Origin of the sequence: Nocardioides sp. PD653-B2 (assembly GCF_002117935.1) — a bacterium.
Taxonomy (GTDB): Bacteria; Actinomycetota; Actinomycetes; order Propionibacteriales; family Nocardioidaceae; genus Nocardioides.
Genome location: NZ_BDJE01000007.1, coordinates 42032 through 62906, shown reverse-complemented (window position 1 = coordinate 62906; position 20875 = coordinate 42032). Strand labels below are relative to the sequence as shown.

The following is a 20875-nucleotide window of genomic DNA, read 5'->3' as shown; positions in this document are numbered from 1 at the left end:
CAACAACCGGTTGAGTCCGCCCGATCGGGATGAAGGCCATAGTCCATTATATACGAACACACGTTCGAACACCAGAGAGTTGAGTCGATTCTTCTCCGAGCGGCCCGGGCCTTCGCCGACGCCCGTCGGGGTTCCTGGGTGCTGACTAGCATCGCGACATGACCGACGCTCCCCGGCTGCCCGACCAGACCGTCACGCTCGCCGCCGGTGGCCGGATCCCGCTCCTCGGCTTCGGCACCTGGCAGATCACCGGCCAGGACGCGGTGCGCGCGACCTCGACCGCGCTCGAGACCGGCTACCGCCACCTCGACACGGCGACGATCTACGGCAACGAGGCGGAGGTCGGCCGTGCGCTGGCCGAGAGCGGGGTGCCGCGCGGCGACGTCTTCCTCACCACCAAGTGCCCGCCCCACCGGGCCGGGCGTGAGCTCGAGACGCTGCGCGAGAGCCTCGACCTGCTCCAGACCGACCACGTCGACCTCTGGCTCATCCACTGGCCCGGCTCGGGCTCGGCCAACGCAGACATGTGGCGCGCGTTCGTCGAGGCGCGCGAGGCGGGCCTGGCCCGGGAGATCGGGGTGAGCAACTTCGACACGTCGCTCGTGGACGAGATCACGAAGGCCGCCGGAGCGGCGCCCGCGGTCAACCAGATCGAGTGGAGCCCGCTGCTCTTCGATGCCGCGACGCTCGCCGAGCACCGCGCCCGCGGCATCGCGCTCGAGGGCTACAGCGCCCTGCGGGGTGGCACGCTCGAGCACCCGGCGATCGTCGAGATCGCGGAGCGGACCGGTCGTACGCCGGCACAGGTGATCATCCGCTGGCACCTGCAGCACGAGGTGATCGTGATCCCGAAGTCGGTCCACGCCGACCGGATCCGCTCCAACGCCGACGTGGCCGGCTTCAGCCTGACCGACGAGGACATGGCGACCCTCGACGCCCTCGGCCGGTAGACGTGCTCCTGGAGACAGCCGTCATCGGGCTCCGGCCGGAGGCCCACCGGACGGGCGGGGTCAGCCCGGCTTCGTCTCGCCGTCACCCTCCGCCCGCCGCTCGTGCAGCCGCTGCTGGGCCGCCGGCAGGAACGCCAGGCACGGCGCCTCGGCGCCGGGGTGCTTCTCGGTCAGGTGGAAGATCCACCGGTCCATCGCGGCCATGAAGCCGTTGTCACCGCCGGGCCGGTACGCCGACCACGCGCGATGGCCCTTGGCCGTGCACTCGGTGCAGCCGATCTTGTAGACGAACTGCTTCTCCGGGTCGACGTCGATCTTCACCGTCGCCAGCGGCCCGGCCTCGGCGGCCGCCTTCCTCTCCCGAGCGGACCGGCTCGCTGTCATACGCCGGGCACGAGCCGGATGTCGCGCACGGCGCCGTCGTCGAGAGCGGCGAGGGCGTCCTGGTAGGCCGGGCTGTCGTGCGCGGCCCGGGCGGCGTCGACCGACGCGAACTCGATGACGACCGTCCGGGTCTGCTCGCCCGCCTCGTAGGTCTGTTCCGGGAAGCCTCGGGCGATGAACCTGCCACCGGCCGCCTCGAGGGCGGGACCGGCCAGCTCGGCGTACGCCGCCAGCTTCGCGTCGTCGAGGACTTCCTTGTAGGTGCTGATCCAGTACGCGGTCATGGCGCCATCCTGCCCGAGATCACCTGACGTCTCGGAAGCGGACCGTCCGGGTCACGTTCTACGGTGCAGGTGACCACCCGAAGCGATGACAGGAGTAGGCAGATGGCCGAGGTCGTGCTCTTCCACCACGTCCAGGGACTCACCGACGGAGTGCTCGCGCTCGCCGACGGGCTCCGCTCGGGTGGACACACCGTCCACACGCCCGACCTCTTCGACGGCGAGCGGCCGGCGACGATCGAGGACGGCGTCGCCCACGTCCGGGGCCTGGGCGACGGCGTGATCGACGAGAGGGTGCGCGCGGCACTGGAGGGGCTGCCCGAGGAGCTGGTGTACGCCGGGATCTCGTTCGGCGCCGGCACGGCCCAGCGGCTGGCCCAGACCCGGCCCGGGGCGCAGGGCGCGCTGCTCTACGAGTCGTGCATCCCGATCACCGGCGACTGGGCCTTCGGGCCGTGGCCCGACGGCGTGCCCGTGCAGGTCCACGGCATGGACCAGGACCCGTTCTTCGCGCTCGAGGGCGACATCGACGCAGCCCGCCAGCTGGTCGAGACGGTCGGGCCGGAGGTGGGCGAGCTGTTCGTCTACCGCGGGGACCAGCACCTGTTCGTCGACTCCTCACTCCCGTCGTACGACGCCGACGCGGCCGCGCTCGTCGTGGAGCGGTCCCGGGAGCTGCTCGACCGGGTCTAGTGCCCACGACGTGTCGGCTGCAGAGGTCGAAGAACAGGGCCGCTCAGCGCAGGGTGTCCGCCGAACCGATCCGCCATACGGCCAGCCCGTGCACGGCGTGCTCGCGGGCCAGCGCGACCCGCTTGCGGTAGGACCGGCCGTCCGACCACCACAGCACCGTGCCGTTGCGGAGCTTCGCGGTCCACTCGCCGGCGCCGGCCCGCCAGTGCGGCGTCGCACCGTCGCGGTTGAGCATGCCGTGGACCTGGCGGATCGTGAGGCTCCGTCCGGTGCCCTGCTTCGGCCAGCTGTAGCCGTAGCCGGCGACGCCGAGGTCGACCTGCTCGGCGGGGACGACGGAGAGGATCGCGTCGAGGGCGTCGCGCTGCCAGGCCAGCGGCCCGATCGGGCCGGGCTTCGACCAGGTCGGCCCGCTGTAGTCGTAGGTCATCAGCTTGATGACGTCGGCTGCTTCGGCGAGGTCGGCCAGGCGGTAGCCGCGGTCGCGGTACGCCGGCTCCGACGTGGCGGCGCTGATGTCGACGGTGACGGTCCTCGCTGCGTCCATCTCGTCCTGCAGTGCCTGCACGAAGCGGACCAGCCCGCCGGCGTCGCCGCGCCGTACCCGTTCGAGGTCGACGTTGACGCCGTCCCAGCCCTGGTCCGCGACGTGGCCGGCCAGCCGCTGCGCCACCGCGCCGATCTTCGCGTCGCTCGACAGCAGCCGGTGGAGGGCCCGCGGGTCGAAGTCCTCGAGACGGTTGCTGTAGTTGCTGACCAGCAGCTCGGCGGTGAGGTCGTGGCGGTGCGCGGCGCCCAGCAGCCGCTTCGCGCCGGCGCTCGGCGCCGCGACGTGCCCGCCGTCGGCGGAGATCCCGACGCCCGCGACGCTCAGCGTGCTCAACCCGCCGGCGTTGCGCGCCACCAGCTGGTTGGTGCCGGAGTCGAGGATCCACCCCGTCACCGCCAGGCCGTCGGGCTCCCGGGCGAGCGCCGGGGCCGGGGTCATCAGGGCGAGGGCGAGGGGCAGGGCGAGGAGGCGGACCGAGCGCAGCATGGGTTCACCCTGCCACTACGGTGCTGGGATGCATCGCTTCTCCTGCGTCCTGCTCGTGGACCCGCGGGGGTGGCTGCTGCTGCAGGAGCGTGACGAGCACCCGGTGATCGACCCCGGGAAGTGGGGGCTGCCGGGCGGGCACGTCGAGGACGGCGAGGAGCACGAGCCGGCGGCCTACCGCGAGCTCGCCGAGGAGACGGGGCTGCACCTGGCGCCCGGCGACCTCACCCTGTGGCGCGAGATCCAGGTCTTCCACGAGGCGTACGACAGCCTGGACACCACGCAGGTCTGGATCGGTAGGACGGGCGCCACCGACGCCGACATCGTGCTGGGGGAGGGCCGCCGGATCGTGTTCGTCGACCCGGTCACCGCCCGCGGGCTCGACCACACGGCCAGCGCGGCGATGATCGTGCCGGCGTTCCTGGAGTCCGACGCCTACCGGGAGCTGCTCGGCTGATGGGCGGTCTCGATCCGGGCGTGTTCGCGCTGGTCGCCCTCGCGCTGCTGCTCGGGTCGCTCGTCCAGTCGGTCGTGGGCCTCGGCATCGGGCTGGTCGCGGCGCCGGTCATCACCCTGCTGGAGCCCCAGCTGATGCCCGGCGTGCTGATCGCGCTGGCGTTCGTGCTGCCGTGCATCACGTTGGTCCACGACCACCACGACATCGACTGGCACGGGCTGACCTGGTCGCTCCCGTCCCGGATGGCGGGGACGACGCTCGGCGTGTGGGTCGTGGCGACCTTCACCGAGAGCCAGCTGGGGCTCTTCATCGGCAGCATGGTGCTGCTCGCGGTCCTGGTGACCTGGCGGGCGGTGACCGTGCCGATCAACCGGACCTCGCTCAGCGCGGCCGGCTTCATCGGCGGGGTGACCGGCACGGCCACGTCGATCGGCGGCCCGCCGTTCGCGCTGCTCTACCAGCATCGGCAGCCGACCCAGATCCGCACCACGATGGCCGTCTACTTCCTCATCGGCGCCGCGATCAGCATGGTCGGGCTGACCATCTCCGGCGACCTGGAGCGACACCAGGTGGCCGTCGCCGGGTTCCTGCTCCCGGCCGTCGGCGCCGGCGCGCTGCTCGGCATCCCGCTCCGACGGGTGCTGCCCGCGCACGTCGTCCGGCCCGCCGTGCTCGTGGTCTCCGCCGTGTCGGCGCTGGTGCTGATCGTGCGTTCGCTGGTCTGATGGGCCCATGGATCTCCAGGTGACCCCCGTCCCCGCTGCCGGCGCCGAGGACGTCGTGGTCGGCGGCCCCGGCCCCGACGAGGGCGCCGTCTTCACCGGCACCGAGGACGGCAGCATCTTCCGCATCTCCCACGACGGACAGCACATCGAGCGGGTCGCCCACACGGCCGGCCGGCCGCTGGGCCTGGAGATCGACCTGGACGGCCGGCTGCTGGTGTGCGACGCCCGCCGGGGCGTCTTGCGCGTCGACGTCCGCAACGGCGCGATCGAGGAGGTCGCCGACCGGATCGACGGCGCCCCGATGATGTTCTGCAACAACGCGGCGATCGCCGGTGACGGGACGATCTGGTTCACCGACTCGTCCACGAGGTTCGGCATCGACCGGTGGAAGGACGACTTCGTCCAGGACACCCGCACCGGGCGGCTGGCCCGGCTCGGCACCGACGGGGATGTCGAGGTCGTCCTCGACGGGCTGGCCTTCGCGAACGGCGTCGCGCTCAGCCGCGACGAGTCGTTCGTCGCCGTCGCGGAGACCGGCGCGCGGACCGTCGTCCGGCACTGGATCGCCGGAGAGCGAGCGGGGCAGCGCGACTTCCTGGTCGAGGACCTGCCCGGCTATCCCGACAACATCGCGCGGGGGAGCGACGGGTTGATCTGGGTGACGATCGCGAGCCCCACCGACCCCGTCGTCGAGCGCATCCAACGCGGCCCCCAGGCGCTGCGCCGGATGGTCACCCGGATCCCCGAGCGGCTCCAGCCCAAGCCGAAGCGCACCGTGCGCGTCCAGGCGTACGACGACGCCGGCACCCTCGTGCACGACCTCCAGCGCCCGGCCACGGCCTACCACATGGTCACCGGCGTCCGGGAGCACGACGGCCGGGTCTGGCTCGGCAGCCTCCACGAGCCCGCGGTCGCGGTGATCGACCTCTGACCGCCCCTCGCGGCGGGTCTCGACACGGGTGCTGCGCGACCTGCTCGATCAACGGTGCGTCGCTCCCCGAGGCCGTGATTCGACCGTCAACCCGTAAACTCACCCCCCATGGGCACCCTCGACTCGATCACGTCGCCACGTGACCTGCGCGACCTCGACGACGCGCAGCTGGACGCGCTCGCGAGCGAGATCCGCGACCTGCTGATCCGGACCGTGGCGACCAACACGGGTCACCTCGGCCCCAACCTCGGCGTGGTCGAGCTGACCCTGGCGATCCACCGGATCTTCGACTCGCCGACCGACCGCATCGTCTTCGACACCGGCCACCAGGCCTACGTGCACAAGCTCGTGACCGGACGGGCCGCGACCTTCGGCACCCTGCGCCGCGAAGGCGGCATGAGCGGCTACCCGAGCCAGGCCGAGTCCGACCACGACATCGTCGAGAACTCCCACGCCTCGACCGCGCTCAGCTATGCCGACGGCCTCGCGAAGGCCTACACGATCCGCGGCGAGGACCGCCACGTCGTCGCGGTCATCGGTGACGGCGCGCTCACCGGGGGCATGGCGTGGGAGGCGCTCAACAACATCGCGATCGCCAAGAAGAGCCGGCTGGTGATGGTCGTCAACGACAACGGCCGCTCCTACACGCCGACCATCGGCGGCCTCGCCACCGCGCTCACCTCGCTGCGCACCAATCCGCGCTACGAGACCGTCCTCGACATGGTCAAGCGCCGGCTCAACGCCGTGCCGGGCGTCGGCCCCGCGGCGTACGACGCCCTCCACGCGATGAAGAAGGGTGTCAAGGACGCGCTGGCCCCCCAGGGCCTCTTCGAGGACCTCGGCCTCAAGTACGTCGGCCCCGTCGACGGCCACGACCGGCCTGCGATGGAGCAGGCGCTCGCGCAGGCCAAGAAGTTCAACGGCCCGGTGATCGTGCACGCGATCACCCGCAAGGGCTACGGCTACGACCCGGCCGAGCGCCACGAGGCCGACCAGTTCCACGCTCCCGGTCCGTTCGACGTGCAGACCGGCGCCGAGAAGCCCAAGGGCCGGATCTGGACCGACTACTTCTCGGACGCGATCGTCGAGATCGGCGAGCGCCGGCCCGACGTCGTCGGGATGACGGCCGCGATGATGCACCCCGTCGGGCTCGACGCGTTCCAGGCCCGCTTCCCCGACCGCACCTTCGACGTCGGCATCGCCGAGCAGCACGCCGCCACCTCCGCGGCCGGCCTCGCGATGGGCGGCCTGCACCCCGTGGTCGCGCTCTACGGCACGTTCCTGAACCGCGCCTTCGACCAGGTGCTGATGGACGTCGCGCTGCACCGGTGCGGCGTCACCTTCGCCCTCGACCGCTCGGGTGTCACCGGCGACGACGGTGCCAGCCACAACGGCATGTGGGACATGTCGATCCTCCAGGTCGTCCCGGGCCTGCGCCTGGCCGCGCCCCGCGACGCGACCCGGCTGCGCGAGCTGCTCAACGAGGCGGTCGACGTCGCGGACGCCCCGACCGTGCTGCGCTACCCGAAGGGCCCGCCGCCCGCCGACATCGAGGCCGTCGGCAAGGCCGGGGGCGCCGACGTGCTGGTCCGCAGGGGCACCAAGGACGTCCTGGTGGTCGCGGTCGGCTCGATGGCCACCGTCGCGGTCGACGTCGCCGAACGGCTGGTCGCCCAGGGCATCGGCGTCACCGTCGTCGACCCGCGCTGGGTGAAGCCGGTCGACCCGGCGATCGTCGAGCTGGCCCGCCAGCACCGGCTCGTCGTGAGCATCGAGGACAACGGCGAGATCGGCGGCTGCGGCGCCGTGCTCCTGCAGATCCTCAACGCGGCCGGCGTGCACACGCCGTTCCGCCTGCACGGCATCCCGCAGGAGTTCCTGGGTCATGCCAAGCGCGCCGCGATCCTCGAGCGGATCGGGCTCACGCCGCAGGCGCTCGCCCTCGGCATCGTGGAGGACATGACCGCACTGTCGGACGGTCGTTCTCCCCTTGATGTCGAACACACGACGTAGCCACCTGCTCGTCGCGGCGCTGCTCCTGGCCGCGACGCTTGGCGGCTGCTCGTCGTCCGACGACGATCCCGCCGGCGTGGTGGCACCGGCGCCCCACGACGTGGTCAAGGCGATCGACCGAGCGCTGGACTCGCGTGTCCGCGTCGTACGACGGGCCGACCCCGAGGCGTTCGCGCGTCAGATCGGCGGCGGGCGGGCGTTCCGCGAGCGTCAGGAGACGTGGTTCGGCAACGTGACCCAGCTGCCGATCGCCCGGCTCGCCTACCGGCTCGACCCGGGGAGCCTGGTGCGCGACGGCGACACCTACACGGTCGAGGTGGTGCAGACGCTCCAGCTGGCGGGGTACGACGACGCACCGGTCACCGACGAGCAGCGCTACCGCTTCGAGCCGATGGAGCGGCACGCCGGGCGCTTCCTGGTCACGTCGGTGACCGACGCCCACCCGCAGCCGTGGGACGCCGGACCGATCGAGGTGCGCGAGGGTGCCGGCGTGCTCGGGATCTTCGACGCCGGCAGCGTCGACGGCGCGTCGTCGCTCCTCGACTCGGTGGAGAGCGGGATCGCCGTGGTGTCGGCGCAGGTGCCCTACGCGTGGTCGAAGTCGGTGGTCGTCTACGCCCTGTCCGACCCGGCCTTCCTCGACACGCTCGAGGACGTGCCCGGTGACGACCCCGGTGACCTCGACGCGGTCGCCTTCCCCGTGGGGACGAGCACCCGCTTCGTCCTCAACCCGACCATCGTCGGCCGGCCCGGGCGCGAGCGCGACCGGCTGGTCCGCCACGAGCTCACCCACGTCGCGATCGGCACCCACGACGACGAGGTGCCGGTCTGGCTGGCCGAGGGGATCGCCGAGTACGTCTCCGTGCGCCCCCTCGCCCCCCAGGACCGGCGGATCCCCCAAGCAGCGGTCACGGCGGCCGAGGCGGGTGTCGCCGACCTGCCGGACGACGCCACCTTCAACGACGACGACTCCGACGCCCACTACGGCCTGGCCTGGTGGGCTGTCGAGTACGTCGCCGAGGCGTACGGCGACGACGCCCCCTGGCAGCTGCTCGACGCGATGGCCGAGCCCGGCGCGGACCCGACCGCGGTGCTCCGCGACCAGTTCGGCACCAGCACCCACGAGCTCGCCCGCCAGGCCGACCGGCTGATCCTCGCGCTCTACGACCCGGCCGAGGGATCCCTCTAGGGTTTCGGTCGCCGCTTCACTGGACAACACTGCCAAGCATGAACGTGCTGCGGACCAAGTCGATCGAGCAGTCTCTCGAGGACACCGACGACCCGGAATTCAAGCTCAAGAAGAAGCTCACCGCCCTCGACCTCACGGTCTTCGGCATCGGCGTCGTGATCGGCGCCGGTATCTTCACGCTCACCGGCCAGGTCGCAGCGCAGTACGCCGGGCCCGGCGTGGTCTTCTCCTTCGCGATCGCCGCGATCTGCTGCGGGCTCGCGGCCATCTGCTACGCGGAGTTCGCATCGACGGTCCCGGTCGCCGGCTCGGCCTACACGTTCTCCTACGCCACCCTCGGTGAGCTGGTGGCCTGGATCATCGGCTGGGACCTGATCCTCGAGCTGATGCTCGGTGCGTCGGTGGTCGCGCAGGGCTGGAGCACCTACCTGGTGACCTTCCTCGACGAGATCGGCATCACCTGGCCGTCCTCGATCGGCCCGGCCGACTCCGCGAACTACGAGTGGGGCCACGTCAACCTGGCGGCCGTGATCCTGATCCTGGTCCTGACGGCCCTGATCGCCGTCGGCATCAAGGAGTCGCTGCGGGTCAACCTCTTCCTGGTCGCGATCAAGCTGTTCATCGTGCTGTTCGTGATCGTCGCGGGGCTGTTCTACGTCTCCGGCGCCAACTACGACCCGTTCATCCCGCCGGCCGCCGACCCGGTGCAGGCGTCCGGCCTCACCCAACCGCTCATCCAGTGGGTGTTCGGCATCGAACCGCAGACGTTCGGCGTGCTCGGCATCATCTCGGCCGCCTCGGTCGTGTTCTTCGCCTACATCGGCTTCGACGTGGTCGCCACGACCGCGGAGGAGGCGCGCAACCCGCAGAAGGACCTGCCCAAGGGCATCCTCGGCTCGCTGGCCATCTGCACGGTGCTCTACATGGCGGTGGCGCTGGTCATCACGGGCATGGTGCCGTACAACGAGATCGACCCCTCGGCCGCGCTCGCCTCGGCGTTCACCTCGGTCGGCAAGGACGGCTTCGCGACCATGATCGCCGCCGGCGCCGTCGCCGGTCTGACCACCGTGGTGATGACGTTGATCATCGGCGCCGTGCGGGTGCTCTTCGCGATGGCCCGCGACGGACTGCTCCCGCGGGCGTTCGCCCACACCAACCCGAAGACCGGCACCCCGGTGCGGATCACCCTCACGATCGGCGCGACCGTCGCGGTGATCGCCGGCTTCACGCCGATCGACAAGCTCGAGGAGATGGTCAACATCGGGACGCTGACGGCGTTCCTGCTCGTCTCGCTGGCGATCCCGATCCTCCGTCGCACCCGTCCCGAGCTGGAGCGCCCGTTCCGGGTGCCGTTCAGCCCGTACGTGCCGGTCCTGGCCGCCCTGGTCTGCTTCTACCTGATGCTGAACCTCAGCATCGAGACCTGGCTTCGCTTCCTCGTCTGGATGGCCCTGGGCTTCGCGATCTACTTCTTCTACGGCCACAGCCACAGCCGGGTCCGCCTGGCCGAGAAGGAGTCGGCCTCCGTCTGACGACCGCTCGAGCCGCCCCCCGCCTGCAGGTGACGCTCAGCGCCAGCCGAGCCCCGGAGCGACGTGGGTGAGCAGGCTCTCGATGACGTGCGCGTTGTAGTCGACGCCGAGCTGGTTGGGCACGGTCAGCAGGAGGGTGTCGGCCGCGGCGATCGCCTCGTCCTCGGCCAGGTCCTTGACGAGCTGGTCGGGCTCGCCGGCGTACGACTTGCCGAAGCGGGCCAGCTCGCCGTCGATCGCGCCGACCTGGTCCTGGCTGCGGGACTCGCCGCCGAAGTAGGCGCGGTCCATGTCGCTGACGATCGGGAAGATGCTGCGGCTGACCGAGACCCGCGGCTCACGCTCGTGGCCGGCGGCCTTCCACGCGTCGCGGAACATCTGGATCTGCTCGGCCTGGAGCTGGTGGAACGGCACGCCGGTGTCCTCGGTGAGCAGCGTCGAGCTCATCAGGTTCATCCCGAGCTCGGCCGTCCACTCGGCGGTCGCGCGCGAGCCGGCCCCCCACCAGATCCGGTCGCGCAGGCCGGGGGAGTGCGGCTCGACCCGGAGCAGCCCGGGCGGGTTCGGGAACATCGGGCGCGGGTTGGGCTCGGCGAACCCCTCGCCCTCGATCACCTTCAAGAAGACCTGGGTGTGCTGGCGAGCCATCGCCGCGTGGTCGGCACCCTCGGCCGGCACGTACCCGAAGTACTGGTAGCCGTCGATGACCTGCTCCGGTGAGCCGCGGCTGATGCCGAGCTGCAGTCGGCCGCCCGAGATCAGGTCCGCGGCGCCCGCGTCCTCGGCCATGTAGAGCGGGTTCTCGTAGCGCATGTCGATCACGCCGGTGCCGATCTCGATCCGGCTGGTCCGGGCGCCGACCGCCGCGAGCAGCGGGAACGGCGAGGCGAGCTGGCGGGCGAAGTGGTGCACGCGGAAGTACGCGCCGTCGGCTCCGAGCTCCTCGGCCGCGACGGCGAGGTCGATCGACTGGAGCAGCGCGTCGGCCGCGGAGCGCGTCTGCGACTGCGGCGAGGGCGTCCAGTGACCGAAGGACAGGAATCCGATGTTCTTCATGACTCTCCCAACAAAGTTGAAGCGTAAATCTTCCCAGGACGCCCCCGTCGCGAGCAACAACGCAGCTGTCCTGCGCGCCACCCTGCCATCGCTCCGCGTGGTTCGCGGCTGCTGCGGCACCGACGCCCGCCACGTGGCGGCGCTGTGGGGCGTCTGATGAGGACGTAGCCTTCCCGGCATGACTCGGGGACGCAGGTGGCTGGCGCTCGCTGCCGCCGCCGTCGTCCTCGTGACGGCCGGTGTCGTCGGTTGGACGCTCTGGGGTGACGAGGCCGTCGGTGGCCAGGACCTCGTGAAGTTCGACAGCGACCACGGCGAGTCGAACCGCTACGTGAACCTCGACGAGGGCGACGCCCAGCTCTCGGTCGGCTCGCCGGACCGGCACCGGATCGTCGTGCAGTGGCGTGACGCCGCCGGCAGGTGGGGCGACCCCGAGACCGTGTGGACCGACGAGAAGTTCACCGCCGTCGACAACACCGTCCGCTACGGCGGGGGCACCGTCGCCATCGAGCAGATGTACACGCCCGACGTCCACAGCGACAGCGACATCGGCTCGGTCACGATCGGGATCGTCTGTCGCGAGGGTGCCTGCGAGGCGCAGCGGGTATCCGGTGGAGCAGAGGCGCAGGTGACGCCGGACGGCCGGACCGTCTACCTCGGCCAGGACGACAAGGGTGTCTACCTATGGAGGTCGGAGGAGGCGATCCACCGTGTGCCGTGGTCGGGCCACCCGGGCTTCGACTACCACGTCGACTCGCCGTCCGAGCCGGCGCTCGCACCCGACGGCTCGCTGCGCGTCGTGGCCTCGCAGCCCTCCCGGGGCTCCTGCACGTTCGAGCTGCTCACCAGCACCCCCGGCACGGCCGACCTCACCTCCACGGCGAGCACCACCGAGCCGCTGCGCGGCCGGGGCGGGTCCGACTGCCGCAGCTACCTCGACACCTACAGCCCCGACTGGGTCACCGTGCACACCCAGGACCACCGGGCCCGGGACTTCTGGTTCGTCCGCGACGGCGACACCTGGACCACGACGTACGACGACCCCAGCGGGCTGGAGATCGTCGACGTCGACCGGGGCTGCTGCGACTCCTCGGTCATCGGGTTCGTGCACTGGAACGACGTCACCTGGGGCTCCCCGGACGGACAGCGGATGCAGGTGCAGACGCACCTGCTCGGCGGCGAGACGTGGAGCGAACCGCAGGTCCTCGAGGGCGCTCCGGCCGGCCACCGCTGCACCTGGATGGACGGCTACGAGGTCGGCGACGAGGGCTTCGCCGTGCTGATGACCTGCGACCGGGGTGCGTCGTACGCCGTCGCGGCGACGCCGGACCTGGCGCACTGGGAGTCGACGTTCGTCACGGGCGTGACGCGCGAGCCGCACGTCGACGGCGACCGGCTCACGGTCGGCGACACGACCTGGACGCCCGGGGACGGCTTCGCGGACTGATCAGGCCTGATGCCGCGGCTGCGCGAGGTGCGCGCCGATCACGGGGCCTCGGTCAGCGCCTCGGTGAGCAGGGCGACCAGGGCCTCGAGCTGGACGTCGGCCGACGACGACACCTCGTCGTCGGAGCCGTCGAGCGCGCGGGCGGCGATGCCGGCCTTGCTGTCGATCAGCTCGGCGATCTTGGTGTCGATCGTCTGCGAGGCGATGATCCGCCATGCGGTGACCGGCTCGTCCTGGCCGATCCGGTGCACCCGGTCGATGGCCTGGGTCTGCTCGGCGTCGGTCCACGAGAGCTCGGCAAGGACGACGTTGGAGGCGACCTGGAGGTTCAGGCCCACGCCGGCGGCGCTCAGCGAGCAGACGACGATCGCGACCTCGGGGTCGTTGACGAAGTCGTCGATGTTCTTCTGCCGGGCCTTCGGGGTCTGGTCGCCGCGGATCGAGGCGTAGCGGATCCCGCGCTTGGCGAAGGTCTCCTCGGCCACGTCCATCACGTCGATGTGCTTGGCGAAGAAGACGACCTTGCCGACGCTGCGCTGCAGCTGGGCGGCGTAGTCGGCGGCCAGCCCGGCCTTGGCCTGGCCGATCCGGCGCATCATCGTGAAGACGTTCTCGCCGTTCTTGGTGGTCGTGGTGTCCTCGCGTTCCCACGTCGCGACCCGGCGCACCAGCTCGTGGTCGATGCCCTCGACCGTGATGCCGGAGGTCCGGGTCTCGAGCGCGGTCTGGTAGCGGTGCACCAGGCGACGGGCCAGCTCCCGCTCGGCCTCACGGATCGAGCGGCCGGCCTCGCCCTCGAGCTCGACCGGCAGGTCGGCGATGCGGCGCGCCGGGATGTCGGCGGCCACGTCGACCTTGCGGCGGCGGACGATGCCGAGGTCGATCACGCAGCGCCGGGCGGCACCGTAGAACGCGGGGTCGGCCGGGGTCAGCCCGGTCTCCTCCAGCGCGTCCATCAGCTCCCCGAGCGGCTTCTTGTCGTCGATCCACCCGAGGAACTGCCAGATCGCCCGGAAGTCCTCGATGTCATTGATCAGCGGGGTGCCCGTCAGCGCCATCAGCAGCGGCCGCGCGGTGCGCGCCCGGATCCGCTCGGAGAGCTGGAGGGCGTGCTGCGAGCGCTGCGACGACTTGTTCTTGATGAAGTGCGCCTCGTCGACGACCATGCCGCGGAAGCCGAGCTCCCCGAGCCAGCCGACGTGGCGGTCGAGCACCTCGTAGTTGACGATCACGATGTCGGCGAAGCCGTCGATCGTGTGGCCGTCACCGTGGATGACGGTGGCAGGCCGGTTGGGCGTCCAGATGCCGGCCTCGCGCGCCCAGTTGGTCTTGACGACGTTGGGGACGACGACCAGCAGCGGGAAGGCGTTGGCCGCCTGGGCCGCGAGCAGCGCCTGGGCGGTCTTGCCGAGGCCGGGTTCGTCGGCGAGCAGGAACGTCCGGTGGCCGGCGGCCGCGGACGCGACGAGCTGGGCCTGGTGCGGCATCAGCAGGTGGTCGCCCGGGGCGCGCAGCGAGCCGGGCTCGGGCAGCGCCATGCCGGTCGAGGCCGGGCTGGCGTACTCGAACGAGCGGAACAGCGGGCCGAGCAGCTCCCACCCGGCGAGCCGGCGGGCCGTGCCCTTGCTCTGCGGGGCGTTGGCGAAGTCGGGGACCAGGAACGGGTTCGCGAGCTGGCGCGAGATGACCGACTGGGGGACGACGCGGCGCTCGGGGGTCGAGAAGGCGGCGGCGGCCGACGCGGGCGCGGCCTCCTCCTCGGGCGGGAGCTCGAGACCGGCGGCGGCCTCCATCTCGCGCTTGAGCGAGCGGGCCGACTCGGAGACCGTGGCGTCCTCGGCGAGCAGCATCAGCAGGGAGGTGTCGCGGGCCGCGGTCTTGGCCAGGATCGTGGCGACGCCGTCGAGTCGCTTCAGCTGCTCGGTGCGGTGTGCCTCGGTGCTCTCCTGGTCGGCCTTGACCCGGGCTCGCTCCTCGCGGACCAGCAGGGCGACGACCTGGAACTTGGTGCGCACCGACGGCGCGATGTTGCCGCGCTGGACGGCCGTCTCGACCTCGCGCACGGCGCGGGCGAGGACCGGGATGATGCCGTCGTTGTCGAGCTCGCGGACCCGTCGCTGGCCCCGCGGAGCCGTGCGGCGAGCGCTCGACTGGCGCTGGCCTCCTCGAGCCACAAACTCCTCCTCTGGAGTACCCCGGCTGTTCTGCCACGGCGTGGAGCCGGGGCGGGAGCGACACGGACGCCGGACGGGGTGGGCCGGGATGACCACCCCGCGACGCACACGACACGACGGGATCTCTGAGAGATCGACACGCTGAGCCGAGAGTCACCGACTCGAGAACGTCGGCGCTGCACCCACTGTAGCGCGCTCGGGCCCGGGCACACGACGCGGACGGCGGTACGGCGGGCCGCGAGGTCCCGGACCGTCCTCGACAGCTGCCGGCCCAGCGCGCAGACGACAACGGCGGCGAGGGCCCGCACGCGTGCGCGCGGACGTCGTCGCAGAGCCCGCTCGCGGCTACTTGACCGCGATCACGTCGATCGGCTTGATGTCGGCGGCGGTCGCCAGGAGGTCCGAGCTCACCTGCTGGAGCGCCGCCGGGATCTGGCCGTTCACGTGCGCCTGGCGCGCCTCCTCGCTCTCGAAGGTGTCGAAGATCCCGTACGTCGTGTCGTCGAGTCGGAATGCGTACCAGGTGACGGTGCCCTCTTCTCGGGCCGCCAGCTCTCGGCCCTGCTTCAGGAACGCGCCGAGCTCGTCGCCCTTGCCGGGCTTGGCGTTCAGGATCGCGAGCAGCCCTCGGTCGATGGACATGGGATGGTCCTTTCGTTGGGATGCCGTCGAGGCTACGCCCAGCGACCGTGCTCGAGTCCGGAGTCGCGACGCGCAGGGGTCTTCACCCGCCGGATGGCCGACGGGAGGTGGCTTCGGACCTAGGCTCCGGGCATGACGGAGTTCCAGGTGACCCGCTGGCGGGACCTGCCCTCGATGGTCGCGGCCCGGGCGGGAGACGAGACCGTGAAGTCCCAGCTCGCACCGAGGTTCCAGGAAGCCATCGACGAGGCGGCGATGCGGCTCGGTGACACCGGTGCCGACGACTACCTCGCGGGCTGGGAACGGTCGACGTGGACCGAGGCCGACGGTGCGCCGGCCGACGTGCTCGACCGCGTGGTGGCCGAGCTCGAGGAGGAGTGGCCGGCCGACCGGATCGCCGGCTATCTCGACGGCCTGGGCCGGTGAACCGGCTGGCGGCCCCGCCGGGCGCGCAACCCGACGGGTGAGCCGCAGTCCCTCAGGGTCGTCTACGGTGTCTTCAACCAGTCTTGGGGTGGAGGGGAATTCGGGTGCAAGGGGCCTCCGAGAGCGCGGACCTGTGGCGCCTGACTGTGCAGCACTCACCGATCGGCATGGCCCTGGTCGGGGTCGACGGTCGGCCGCTGATGGTCAACCGGGCGCTCTGCGACATGCTCGGGTACGACGAGCCGCAGCTCGCCCGGATGGGCTTCCCGGAGTTCACCCACCCCGACGACGTCGACGCCGACGTGGCCCTCTTCGGGCGGACGCTGGCCGGAGAGATCGACTCCTACCGGTTGCGGAAGCGCTACCTCCACGCGGACGGGAGGATCGTCTGGGGTGACCTGTCGGTCGCCCTGGTGCGGCACGCGGACGGCGAACCGCAGCACTTCATCGCCCAGCTGCTCGACGTCACCGAGCAGCAGGAGCACCAGGAGCGGCTGAAGGCGGCCAAGGCCGACGCCGACCGCGAGCGGCAGACGCTCGAGGCGATCTTCGAGACCGTGAACGTCGGGCTCCTGCTGATCGGGAGCGACGGTCGGTACGAGCGGATGAACCGCCGCCACCTCGAGACGATGAACCTGCCGTTCCCCGACGGCCACGAGGGCTCGGCCGGCCAGCTCGGCCACGTCTACTACCTGGACGGCAAGACGTTGATGGGCAAGGAGGACATGCCGTCCTACCGGGCCGCCCAGGGCGAGGAGTTCGACGACTACCGCTACTGGGTGGGCGACGACCCCGTCACCCGGGCCGCGTTCTCCACGTCCGCCCGCCAGATGCGCGGGCCGTCGGGTGAGCGGATCGGGGCGGCACTGGCCTACCAGGAGATCACCGACCTGATGCGCGCCATGCAGGTCAAGGACGAGTTCGTGTCGTCGGTGTCCCACGAGCTGCGCACGCCCCTGACCTCGGTGCTCGGCTTCCTCGAGATCCTCTGCGACGACGAGGAGATCCCGCCGGGGGCACAGGCCCAGCTGCGGGTGGTCCAGCGCAACGCCGTCCGGCTGCAGTCGCTGCTCTCCGACCTGCTCCAGGTGGGCCAGGACGTCGAGGGCGGCCTGCAGCTCCGGCGTACCGACGTCGACCTGGCCAGACTGGTGCGGTACGCCGTCGAGGCCGCGCGGCCCCAGGCCGACAAGCGCCGCGTGTCGATCGCGGTCGACGTGCCCGACGACCTGCGGCTCTCCGTCGACGAGCAGCGCATCCGCCAGGTGGTCGACAACCTGGTCTCGAACGCCGTCAAGTACACCGGGGACGGCGGCTCGGTCACGGTCGTGCTGCGGCGAGACAGCGAGGGCGTCGTGCTCGAGGTGAGCGACACCGGGATCGGCATCGCCCCCGACGAGGTCGACCAGGTCTTCACCCGCTTCTTCCGCGGCGGCCGCGCGCTCGAGCTGCACATCCCCGGCACCGGCCTCGGGCTCGACATCGTCAGCTCGATCGTCGCCGCCCACGGTGGTGCGGTCTCGCTGGAGAGCGAGCTCGGGAGGGGCAGCACCTTCCGCGTGACGCTGCCCTTCTCCGGCCTCTAGGTTGCGCGGCGTCGCGCCCGACGCTCGTGGCTCAGTGGAACTTCCCGAGCCCCTCGCGCTCGAGCAGCATCGTCAGCCCGCCGTTCCAGAACGAGAAACCGGCGCCGGTGATCATCGCCAGGTCGAGGTCCTCGGCTGCAACGACGACACCCTCGTCGAGCATCCGGCGCGCCTCGTCGGCGAGACCGGTGAGCACGCGGGTGCGGACCTCGGCGGGCTCGAGCACGACCGGGTGGTCCGGCTTCTCGAGCAGTGCCTCGACCTCGGGGTCGATCGCGCCGTCCGCGCCGTAGTACGACGCCTTCTTCGCCGCCACCACGCGCTCGAGCGCGGGGGAGACGTAGAAGCGGTCCGGGAACGCGCGGTGGAGGGTCTCGTTGTTGTGCAGCGCGATCGCGGGGCCGACCAGGGAGAGGAGCATGAAGGGCGGCATCGGCGCGACCCCGGCGAACGCCGAGTCCGCGACCGGCACCGGCGTGCCCTCGTCGACGATCCGGCCGACCTCGCCCATGAAGCGGCCGAGCAGCCGGTTCACGATGAACGACGGGCTGTCGTTGACGAGGATGGTGGTCTTCTTCAGCGCCTTGCCGGTCGCGAACGCCGTCGCCAGGGTGGCGTCGTCGGTCCGCTCGCCCTTGACGATCTCCAGGAGCGGCATCACCGCGACCGGGTTGAAGAAGTGGAAGCCGACGACCCGCTCGGGGTGCTCGAGGTCGGCCGCCATCTCGGTGATCGACAGCGACGAGGTGTTGGTCGCCAGGATGCAGTCGGCCTTCACCACCTTCTCCAGGTCCGCGAAGACCGACTTCTTGACCGACATCTCCTCGAAGACCGCCTCGATGACGAAGTCGGCGTCGGCGAAGTGCTCGCCCTTGTCGACCGCACCGGTGACGAGCGCCTTGTGGCGGTTGGCCTTGTCGTGGTTGATCCGGCCCTTCGCGAGCAGCTTGTCGATCTCGGCGTGGACGTAGCCCACGCCCTTGTCGACGCGCTCCTGGTCGAGGTCGGTCAGCACGACCGGCACCTCGAGGCGCCGGACGAACAGCAGCGCCAGCTGGCTGGCCATCAGGCCCGCGCCGACGATGCCGACCTTGGTCACCGGACGGGCCAGCGCCCGGTCGGGCGCGCCGGCCGGGCGCTTGGCCCGCTTCTGCACCAGGTCGAAGGCGTAGAGGCTGGCGATCAGCTCCGGGGACTTCGACATCGCGTCGAGCGCGTCGTCCTCGGCTGCGAAGCCCTCGTCACGGGTCGCCGACTTCGCCGCGGCGATCAGCTCGACGGCCTTCTTCGCCGCCGGGCTCGCGCCACCGGTCTTGGCCTCGGCCAGGGCCGTGCCGCGCGCGACGGCGGCGTCCCAGGCCTCGCCCTTGTCGACCTCGGGCCGCTCGACGACGATCTCGCCGCGCAGCACGGCCGACGCCCAGAGCAGCGACTGCTCCAGGAAGTCGGCGCCGCCGAAGACGGCGTCGGCCAGGCCGAGCTCGTAGGCCGCCTGACCCCCGAGCGTCTTGCCGTTGTTGAGCGGGTTCTCGAGGATCACGGTCACGGCCTTGTCGGCGCCGACGAGGTGGGGCACCAGGTAGGCGCCGCCCCAGCCGGGGACCAGGCCGAGCATCACCTCGGGCAGCCCGAGCGCCGGGGCGCTGTCCATCACGGTGCGGTAGTCGCAGTGCAGCGCGACCTCGAGGCCGCCGCCGAGTGCGAGCCCGTTGATGAAGCCGAACGACGTCTTGCCGCCGGCCTCGCCGAGCTTGCGGAAGACCGCGTGCCCGAGCTCGGCCACGACCCGGACCGCGTCGGCCCCGCCGCCGGAGATGGACGTGAGGTCGGCGCCGGCCGCGAGGATGAACGGCTTGCCGGTCACGCCGATCGCGGCGATCTCGTCATCGGCGAGGGCGGCGTCGATCGCGGTGTTGAGCGAGATCAGGCCGCGGGGACCGAACGTGTTCGGCTTGGTGTGGTCCTCGCCGTTGTCGAGGGTGATCAGGCCGAGCACCCCGGCGCCGCCGGGGAGGGTGACCTTGCGGAGCTTGGCCTCGGTGACGCGCTCGGCGTCGGACGAGATCTCCTGGGCGCGGGCGAGCAGGGGGGTCAGGTCGCTCATCAGACAGCCTCTCCGGTGTAGTGCGGGTTCTCCCAGACGACGGTGCCGCCCATCCCGATGCCGATGCACATGGTGGTCAGGCCGTAGCGCACGTCCGGGTGCTCCTCGAACGTCGCGGCGAGCTGCGTCATGAGCCGCACGCCCGAGCTGGCGAGCGGGTGGCCCATGGCGATCGCACCGCCGTACGGGTTCACGCGCGGGTCGTCGTCGGCGATGCCGAAGTGCTCCAGGAAGGCCAGCACCTGCACGGCGAACGCTTCGTTGACCTCGAAGGCGCCGATGTCGTCGATGGTGAGGCCGGCCTGCGCGAGCGCCTTCTCGGTGGCCGGGATCGGTCCGGCCCCCATCACCTCGGGCTCGACGCCCACGAAGGAGTAGGACACCAGCCGCATCTTGACCGGGAGGCCGAGCTCGCGCGCGGTCTCCTCGTCGGCGAGCAGGGCGGCGGTGGCGCCGTCGTTGATGCCGGCCGCGTTGCCCGCGGTCACCTTGCCGTGCGGGCGGAAGGGGGTCTTCAGGGCGGCGAGCGTCTCCATGGTGGTGCCGGGACGCATCGGCTCGTCGGTGGTCGCCAGACCCCAGCCGAGCTCCGCGGAGCGGGTCGCGACGGGCACCAGGTCGGGCTGCAGCAGGCCGGCGTCGTACGCCGCGGCCGTCTTGTCCTGCGAGCGCACGGCGTAGGCGTCGACGCGCTCCTTGGTGATCGTCGGGTAGCGGTCGTGCAGGTTCTCGGCGGTCTTGCCCATCACCAGCGCGTCCGGGTTCACGATCCGCTCGGACATGATCCGGGGGTTCGGGTCGACGCCCTCGCCCATCGGGTGCCGGCCCATGTGCTCGACGCCGCCGGCGATCACCACGTCGTAGGCGCCGAAGGCGATGCCGGACGCCGTGGTGGTGACCGCGGTCATCGCGCCGGCGCACATCCGGTCGATCGCGTAGCCGGGGACGCTCTGCGGCAGCCCGGCGAGCAGGGCGGCGGTGCGGCCGATGGTCAGGCCCTGGTCGCCGATCTGGGTGGTGGCGGCGATGGCCACCTCGTCGACGCGCTCGGGCGGGAGCGACGGGTTGCGCCGCAGGAGCTCGCGGATGCACTTGATGACGAGGTCGTCGGCGCGGGTCTCGGCGTACTGGCCCTTGGCCTTGCCGAACGGGGTGCGCACGCCGTCGACGAAGACGACCTCACGGAGCTGTCGGGACACGCGGTCTCCTCGGGGTGGGGATGGGTTCCGACCGCCTACGTTACCGTGCG

General features: G+C 71.4%; 19 protein-coding genes. 11 read left to right on the top strand and 8 right to left on the bottom strand.

The window, feature by feature from the left end:
• Positions 1-158 precede the first annotated feature (158 nt).
• Positions 159-950 carry an aldo/keto reductase gene (locus PD653B2_RS02995; RefSeq protein ID WP_085870846.1) on the top strand — a complete coding sequence of 264 codons (792 nt, stop codon included), beginning with the start codon at positions 159-161 and terminating at the stop codon, positions 948-950.
• A 60-nt stretch (positions 951-1010) separates the two neighbouring features.
• Here the strand turns inward: PD653B2_RS02995 and PD653B2_RS02990 are convergent, their stop codons facing one another.
• Complete coding sequence (locus PD653B2_RS02990) at positions 1011-1334, bottom strand: hypothetical protein (protein ID WP_085870845.1); 324 nt, start codon at positions 1332-1334, stop codon at positions 1011-1013.
• Complete coding sequence (locus PD653B2_RS02985; RefSeq protein ID WP_085870844.1) at positions 1331-1618, bottom strand: DUF1330 domain-containing protein; 288 nt, start codon at positions 1616-1618, stop codon at positions 1331-1333. The genes PD653B2_RS02990 and PD653B2_RS02985 overlap by 4 nt, the downstream gene beginning before the upstream one ends.
• Positions 1619-1720: 102 nt before the next feature.
• Between PD653B2_RS02985 and PD653B2_RS02980 the strand changes: the two genes are divergently transcribed.
• Entirely contained in the window at positions 1721-2308 is a 588-nt protein-coding gene (locus tag PD653B2_RS02980; protein WP_085870843.1) for a dienelactone hydrolase family protein, read from the top strand.
• 43 nt (positions 2309-2351) lie between these two features.
• Here PD653B2_RS02980 and PD653B2_RS02975 read toward each other — a convergent pair whose 3' ends face one another.
• Positions 2352-3344, bottom strand: coding sequence for a glycosyl hydrolase family 18 protein (locus tag PD653B2_RS02975; protein WP_085870842.1), 993 nt, complete (start codon positions 3342-3344; stop codon positions 2352-2354).
• Between the two features lie 28 nt (positions 3345-3372).
• Here PD653B2_RS02975 and PD653B2_RS02970 point away from each other — a divergent pair, with 28 nt between their 5' ends.
• The 6 genes from PD653B2_RS02970 to PD653B2_RS02945 all read left to right on the top strand — a co-directional run bounded on the left by PD653B2_RS02970 (position 3373) and on the right by PD653B2_RS02945 (position 10191).
• Complete coding sequence (locus tag PD653B2_RS02970) at positions 3373-3801, top strand: NUDIX domain-containing protein (RefSeq protein ID WP_085870841.1); 429 nt, start codon at positions 3373-3375, stop codon at positions 3799-3801.
• Complete coding sequence (locus PD653B2_RS02965; protein ID WP_085870840.1) at positions 3801-4526, top strand: sulfite exporter TauE/SafE family protein; 726 nt, start codon at positions 3801-3803, stop codon at positions 4524-4526. The genes PD653B2_RS02970 and PD653B2_RS02965 overlap by 1 nt, the downstream gene beginning before the upstream one ends.
• 7 nt (positions 4527-4533) lie before the next feature.
• Positions 4534-5457, top strand: coding sequence for an SMP-30/gluconolactonase/LRE family protein (locus tag PD653B2_RS02960; RefSeq protein WP_085870839.1), 924 nt, complete (start codon positions 4534-4536; stop codon positions 5455-5457).
• A 108-nt stretch (positions 5458-5565) separates the two neighbouring features.
• Positions 5566-7470, top strand: coding sequence for a 1-deoxy-D-xylulose-5-phosphate synthase (gene dxs / locus PD653B2_RS02955; protein WP_085870838.1), 1905 nt, complete (start codon positions 5566-5568; stop codon positions 7468-7470).
• A complete protein-coding gene (locus PD653B2_RS02950) occupies positions 7451-8659 on the top strand; it encodes a hypothetical protein (RefSeq protein WP_085870837.1) in 1209 nt (402 codons plus the stop codon). The genes dxs and PD653B2_RS02950 overlap by 20 nt, the downstream gene beginning before the upstream one ends.
• Before the next feature lie 38 nt (positions 8660-8697).
• The gene (locus PD653B2_RS02945) at positions 8698-10191 is read left to right on the top strand and encodes an amino acid permease (protein WP_085870836.1); all 1494 of its coding nucleotides are present in this window, start codon (positions 8698-8700) and stop codon (positions 10189-10191) included.
• Between the two features lie 36 nt (positions 10192-10227).
• Here the strand turns inward: PD653B2_RS02945 and PD653B2_RS02940 are convergent, their stop codons facing one another.
• Complete coding sequence (locus PD653B2_RS02940; RefSeq protein WP_085870835.1) at positions 10228-11247, bottom strand: LLM class flavin-dependent oxidoreductase; 1020 nt, start codon at positions 11245-11247, stop codon at positions 10228-10230.
• Between the two features lie 178 nt (positions 11248-11425).
• Between PD653B2_RS02940 and PD653B2_RS02935 the strand changes: the two genes are divergently transcribed.
• On the top strand, positions 11426-12694 hold the full coding sequence (locus PD653B2_RS02935) for a hypothetical protein (protein ID WP_085870834.1): 1269 nt from the start codon (positions 11426-11428) through the stop codon (positions 12692-12694).
• A gap of 38 nt (positions 12695-12732) precedes the next feature.
• Here the strand turns inward: PD653B2_RS02935 and PD653B2_RS02930 are convergent, their stop codons facing one another.
• Positions 12733-14868 (bottom strand): DEAD/DEAH box helicase, encoded by a 2136-nt coding sequence (locus PD653B2_RS02930; protein ID WP_085870833.1) that lies wholly within the window; start codon positions 14866-14868, stop codon positions 12733-12735.
• Between the two features lie 345 nt (positions 14869-15213).
• Positions 15214-15510 (bottom strand): putative quinol monooxygenase, encoded by a 297-nt coding sequence (locus tag PD653B2_RS02925; RefSeq protein WP_085870832.1) that lies wholly within the window; start codon positions 15508-15510, stop codon positions 15214-15216.
• Between the two features lie 132 nt (positions 15511-15642).
• Between PD653B2_RS02925 and PD653B2_RS02920 the strand changes: the two genes are divergently transcribed.
• The gene (locus PD653B2_RS02920; RefSeq protein ID WP_085870831.1) at positions 15643-15936 is read left to right on the top strand and encodes a virulence factor; all 294 of its coding nucleotides are present in this window, start codon (positions 15643-15645) and stop codon (positions 15934-15936) included.
• A 104-nt stretch (positions 15937-16040) separates the two neighbouring features.
• A complete protein-coding gene (locus tag PD653B2_RS02915; RefSeq protein ID WP_278247404.1) occupies positions 16041-17522 on the top strand; it encodes an ATP-binding protein in 1482 nt (493 codons plus the stop codon).
• A 31-nt stretch (positions 17523-17553) separates the two neighbouring features.
• Here PD653B2_RS02915 and PD653B2_RS02910 read toward each other — a convergent pair whose 3' ends face one another.
• Complete coding sequence (locus tag PD653B2_RS02910; protein WP_085870829.1) at positions 17554-19626, bottom strand: 3-hydroxyacyl-CoA dehydrogenase NAD-binding domain-containing protein; 2073 nt, start codon at positions 19624-19626, stop codon at positions 17554-17556.
• A complete protein-coding gene (locus PD653B2_RS02905; RefSeq protein WP_085870828.1) occupies positions 19626-20825 on the bottom strand; it encodes a thiolase family protein in 1200 nt (399 codons plus the stop codon). Before PD653B2_RS02905 ends, PD653B2_RS02910 begins: the two co-directional genes overlap by 1 nt.
• Positions 20826-20875: the final 50 nt, after the last annotated feature.

Bases quoted from the DNA above. Each gene is read 5' to 3' on its own strand.
- PD653B2_RS02950 (WP_085870837.1), top strand. From the start codon at position 7,451: ATGTCGAACACACGACGTAGCCACCTGCTCGTCGCGGCGCTGCTCCTG.
- PD653B2_RS02995 (WP_085870846.1), top strand. From the start codon at position 159: ATGACCGACGCTCCCCGGCTGCCCGACCAGACCGTCACGCTCGCCGCC.
- PD653B2_RS02980 (WP_085870843.1), top strand. From the start codon at position 1,721: ATGGCCGAGGTCGTGCTCTTCCACCACGTCCAGGGACTCACCGACGGA.
- PD653B2_RS02960 (WP_085870839.1), top strand. From the start codon at position 4,534: ATGGATCTCCAGGTGACCCCCGTCCCCGCTGCCGGCGCCGAGGACGTC.
- PD653B2_RS02985 (WP_085870844.1), bottom strand. From the start codon at position 1,618: ATGACCGCGTACTGGATCAGCACCTACAAGGAAGTCCTCGACGACGCG.
- PD653B2_RS02970 (WP_085870841.1), top strand. From the start codon at position 3,373: ATGCATCGCTTCTCCTGCGTCCTGCTCGTGGACCCGCGGGGGTGGCTG.
- PD653B2_RS02945 (WP_085870836.1), top strand. From the start codon at position 8,698: ATGAACGTGCTGCGGACCAAGTCGATCGAGCAGTCTCTCGAGGACACC.
- PD653B2_RS02975 (WP_085870842.1), bottom strand. From the start codon at position 3,344: ATGCTGCGCTCGGTCCGCCTCCTCGCCCTGCCCCTCGCCCTCGCCCTG.
- PD653B2_RS02990 (WP_085870845.1), bottom strand. From the start codon at position 1,334: ATGACAGCGAGCCGGTCCGCTCGGGAGAGGAAGGCGGCCGCCGAGGCC.
- PD653B2_RS02965 (WP_085870840.1), top strand. From the start codon at position 3,801: ATGGGCGGTCTCGATCCGGGCGTGTTCGCGCTGGTCGCCCTCGCGCTG.
- PD653B2_RS02910 (WP_085870829.1), bottom strand. From the start codon at position 19,626: ATGAGCGACCTGACCCCCCTGCTCGCCCGCGCCCAGGAGATCTCGTCC.
- PD653B2_RS02940 (WP_085870835.1), bottom strand. From the start codon at position 11,247: ATGAAGAACATCGGATTCCTGTCCTTCGGTCACTGGACGCCCTCGCCG.
- PD653B2_RS02920 (WP_085870831.1), top strand. From the start codon at position 15,643: ATGACGGAGTTCCAGGTGACCCGCTGGCGGGACCTGCCCTCGATGGTC.
- PD653B2_RS02935 (WP_085870834.1), top strand. From the start codon at position 11,426: ATGACTCGGGGACGCAGGTGGCTGGCGCTCGCTGCCGCCGCCGTCGTC.
- dxs (WP_085870838.1), top strand. From the start codon at position 5,566: ATGGGCACCCTCGACTCGATCACGTCGCCACGTGACCTGCGCGACCTC.
- PD653B2_RS02925 (WP_085870832.1), bottom strand. From the start codon at position 15,510: ATGTCCATCGACCGAGGGCTGCTCGCGATCCTGAACGCCAAGCCCGGC.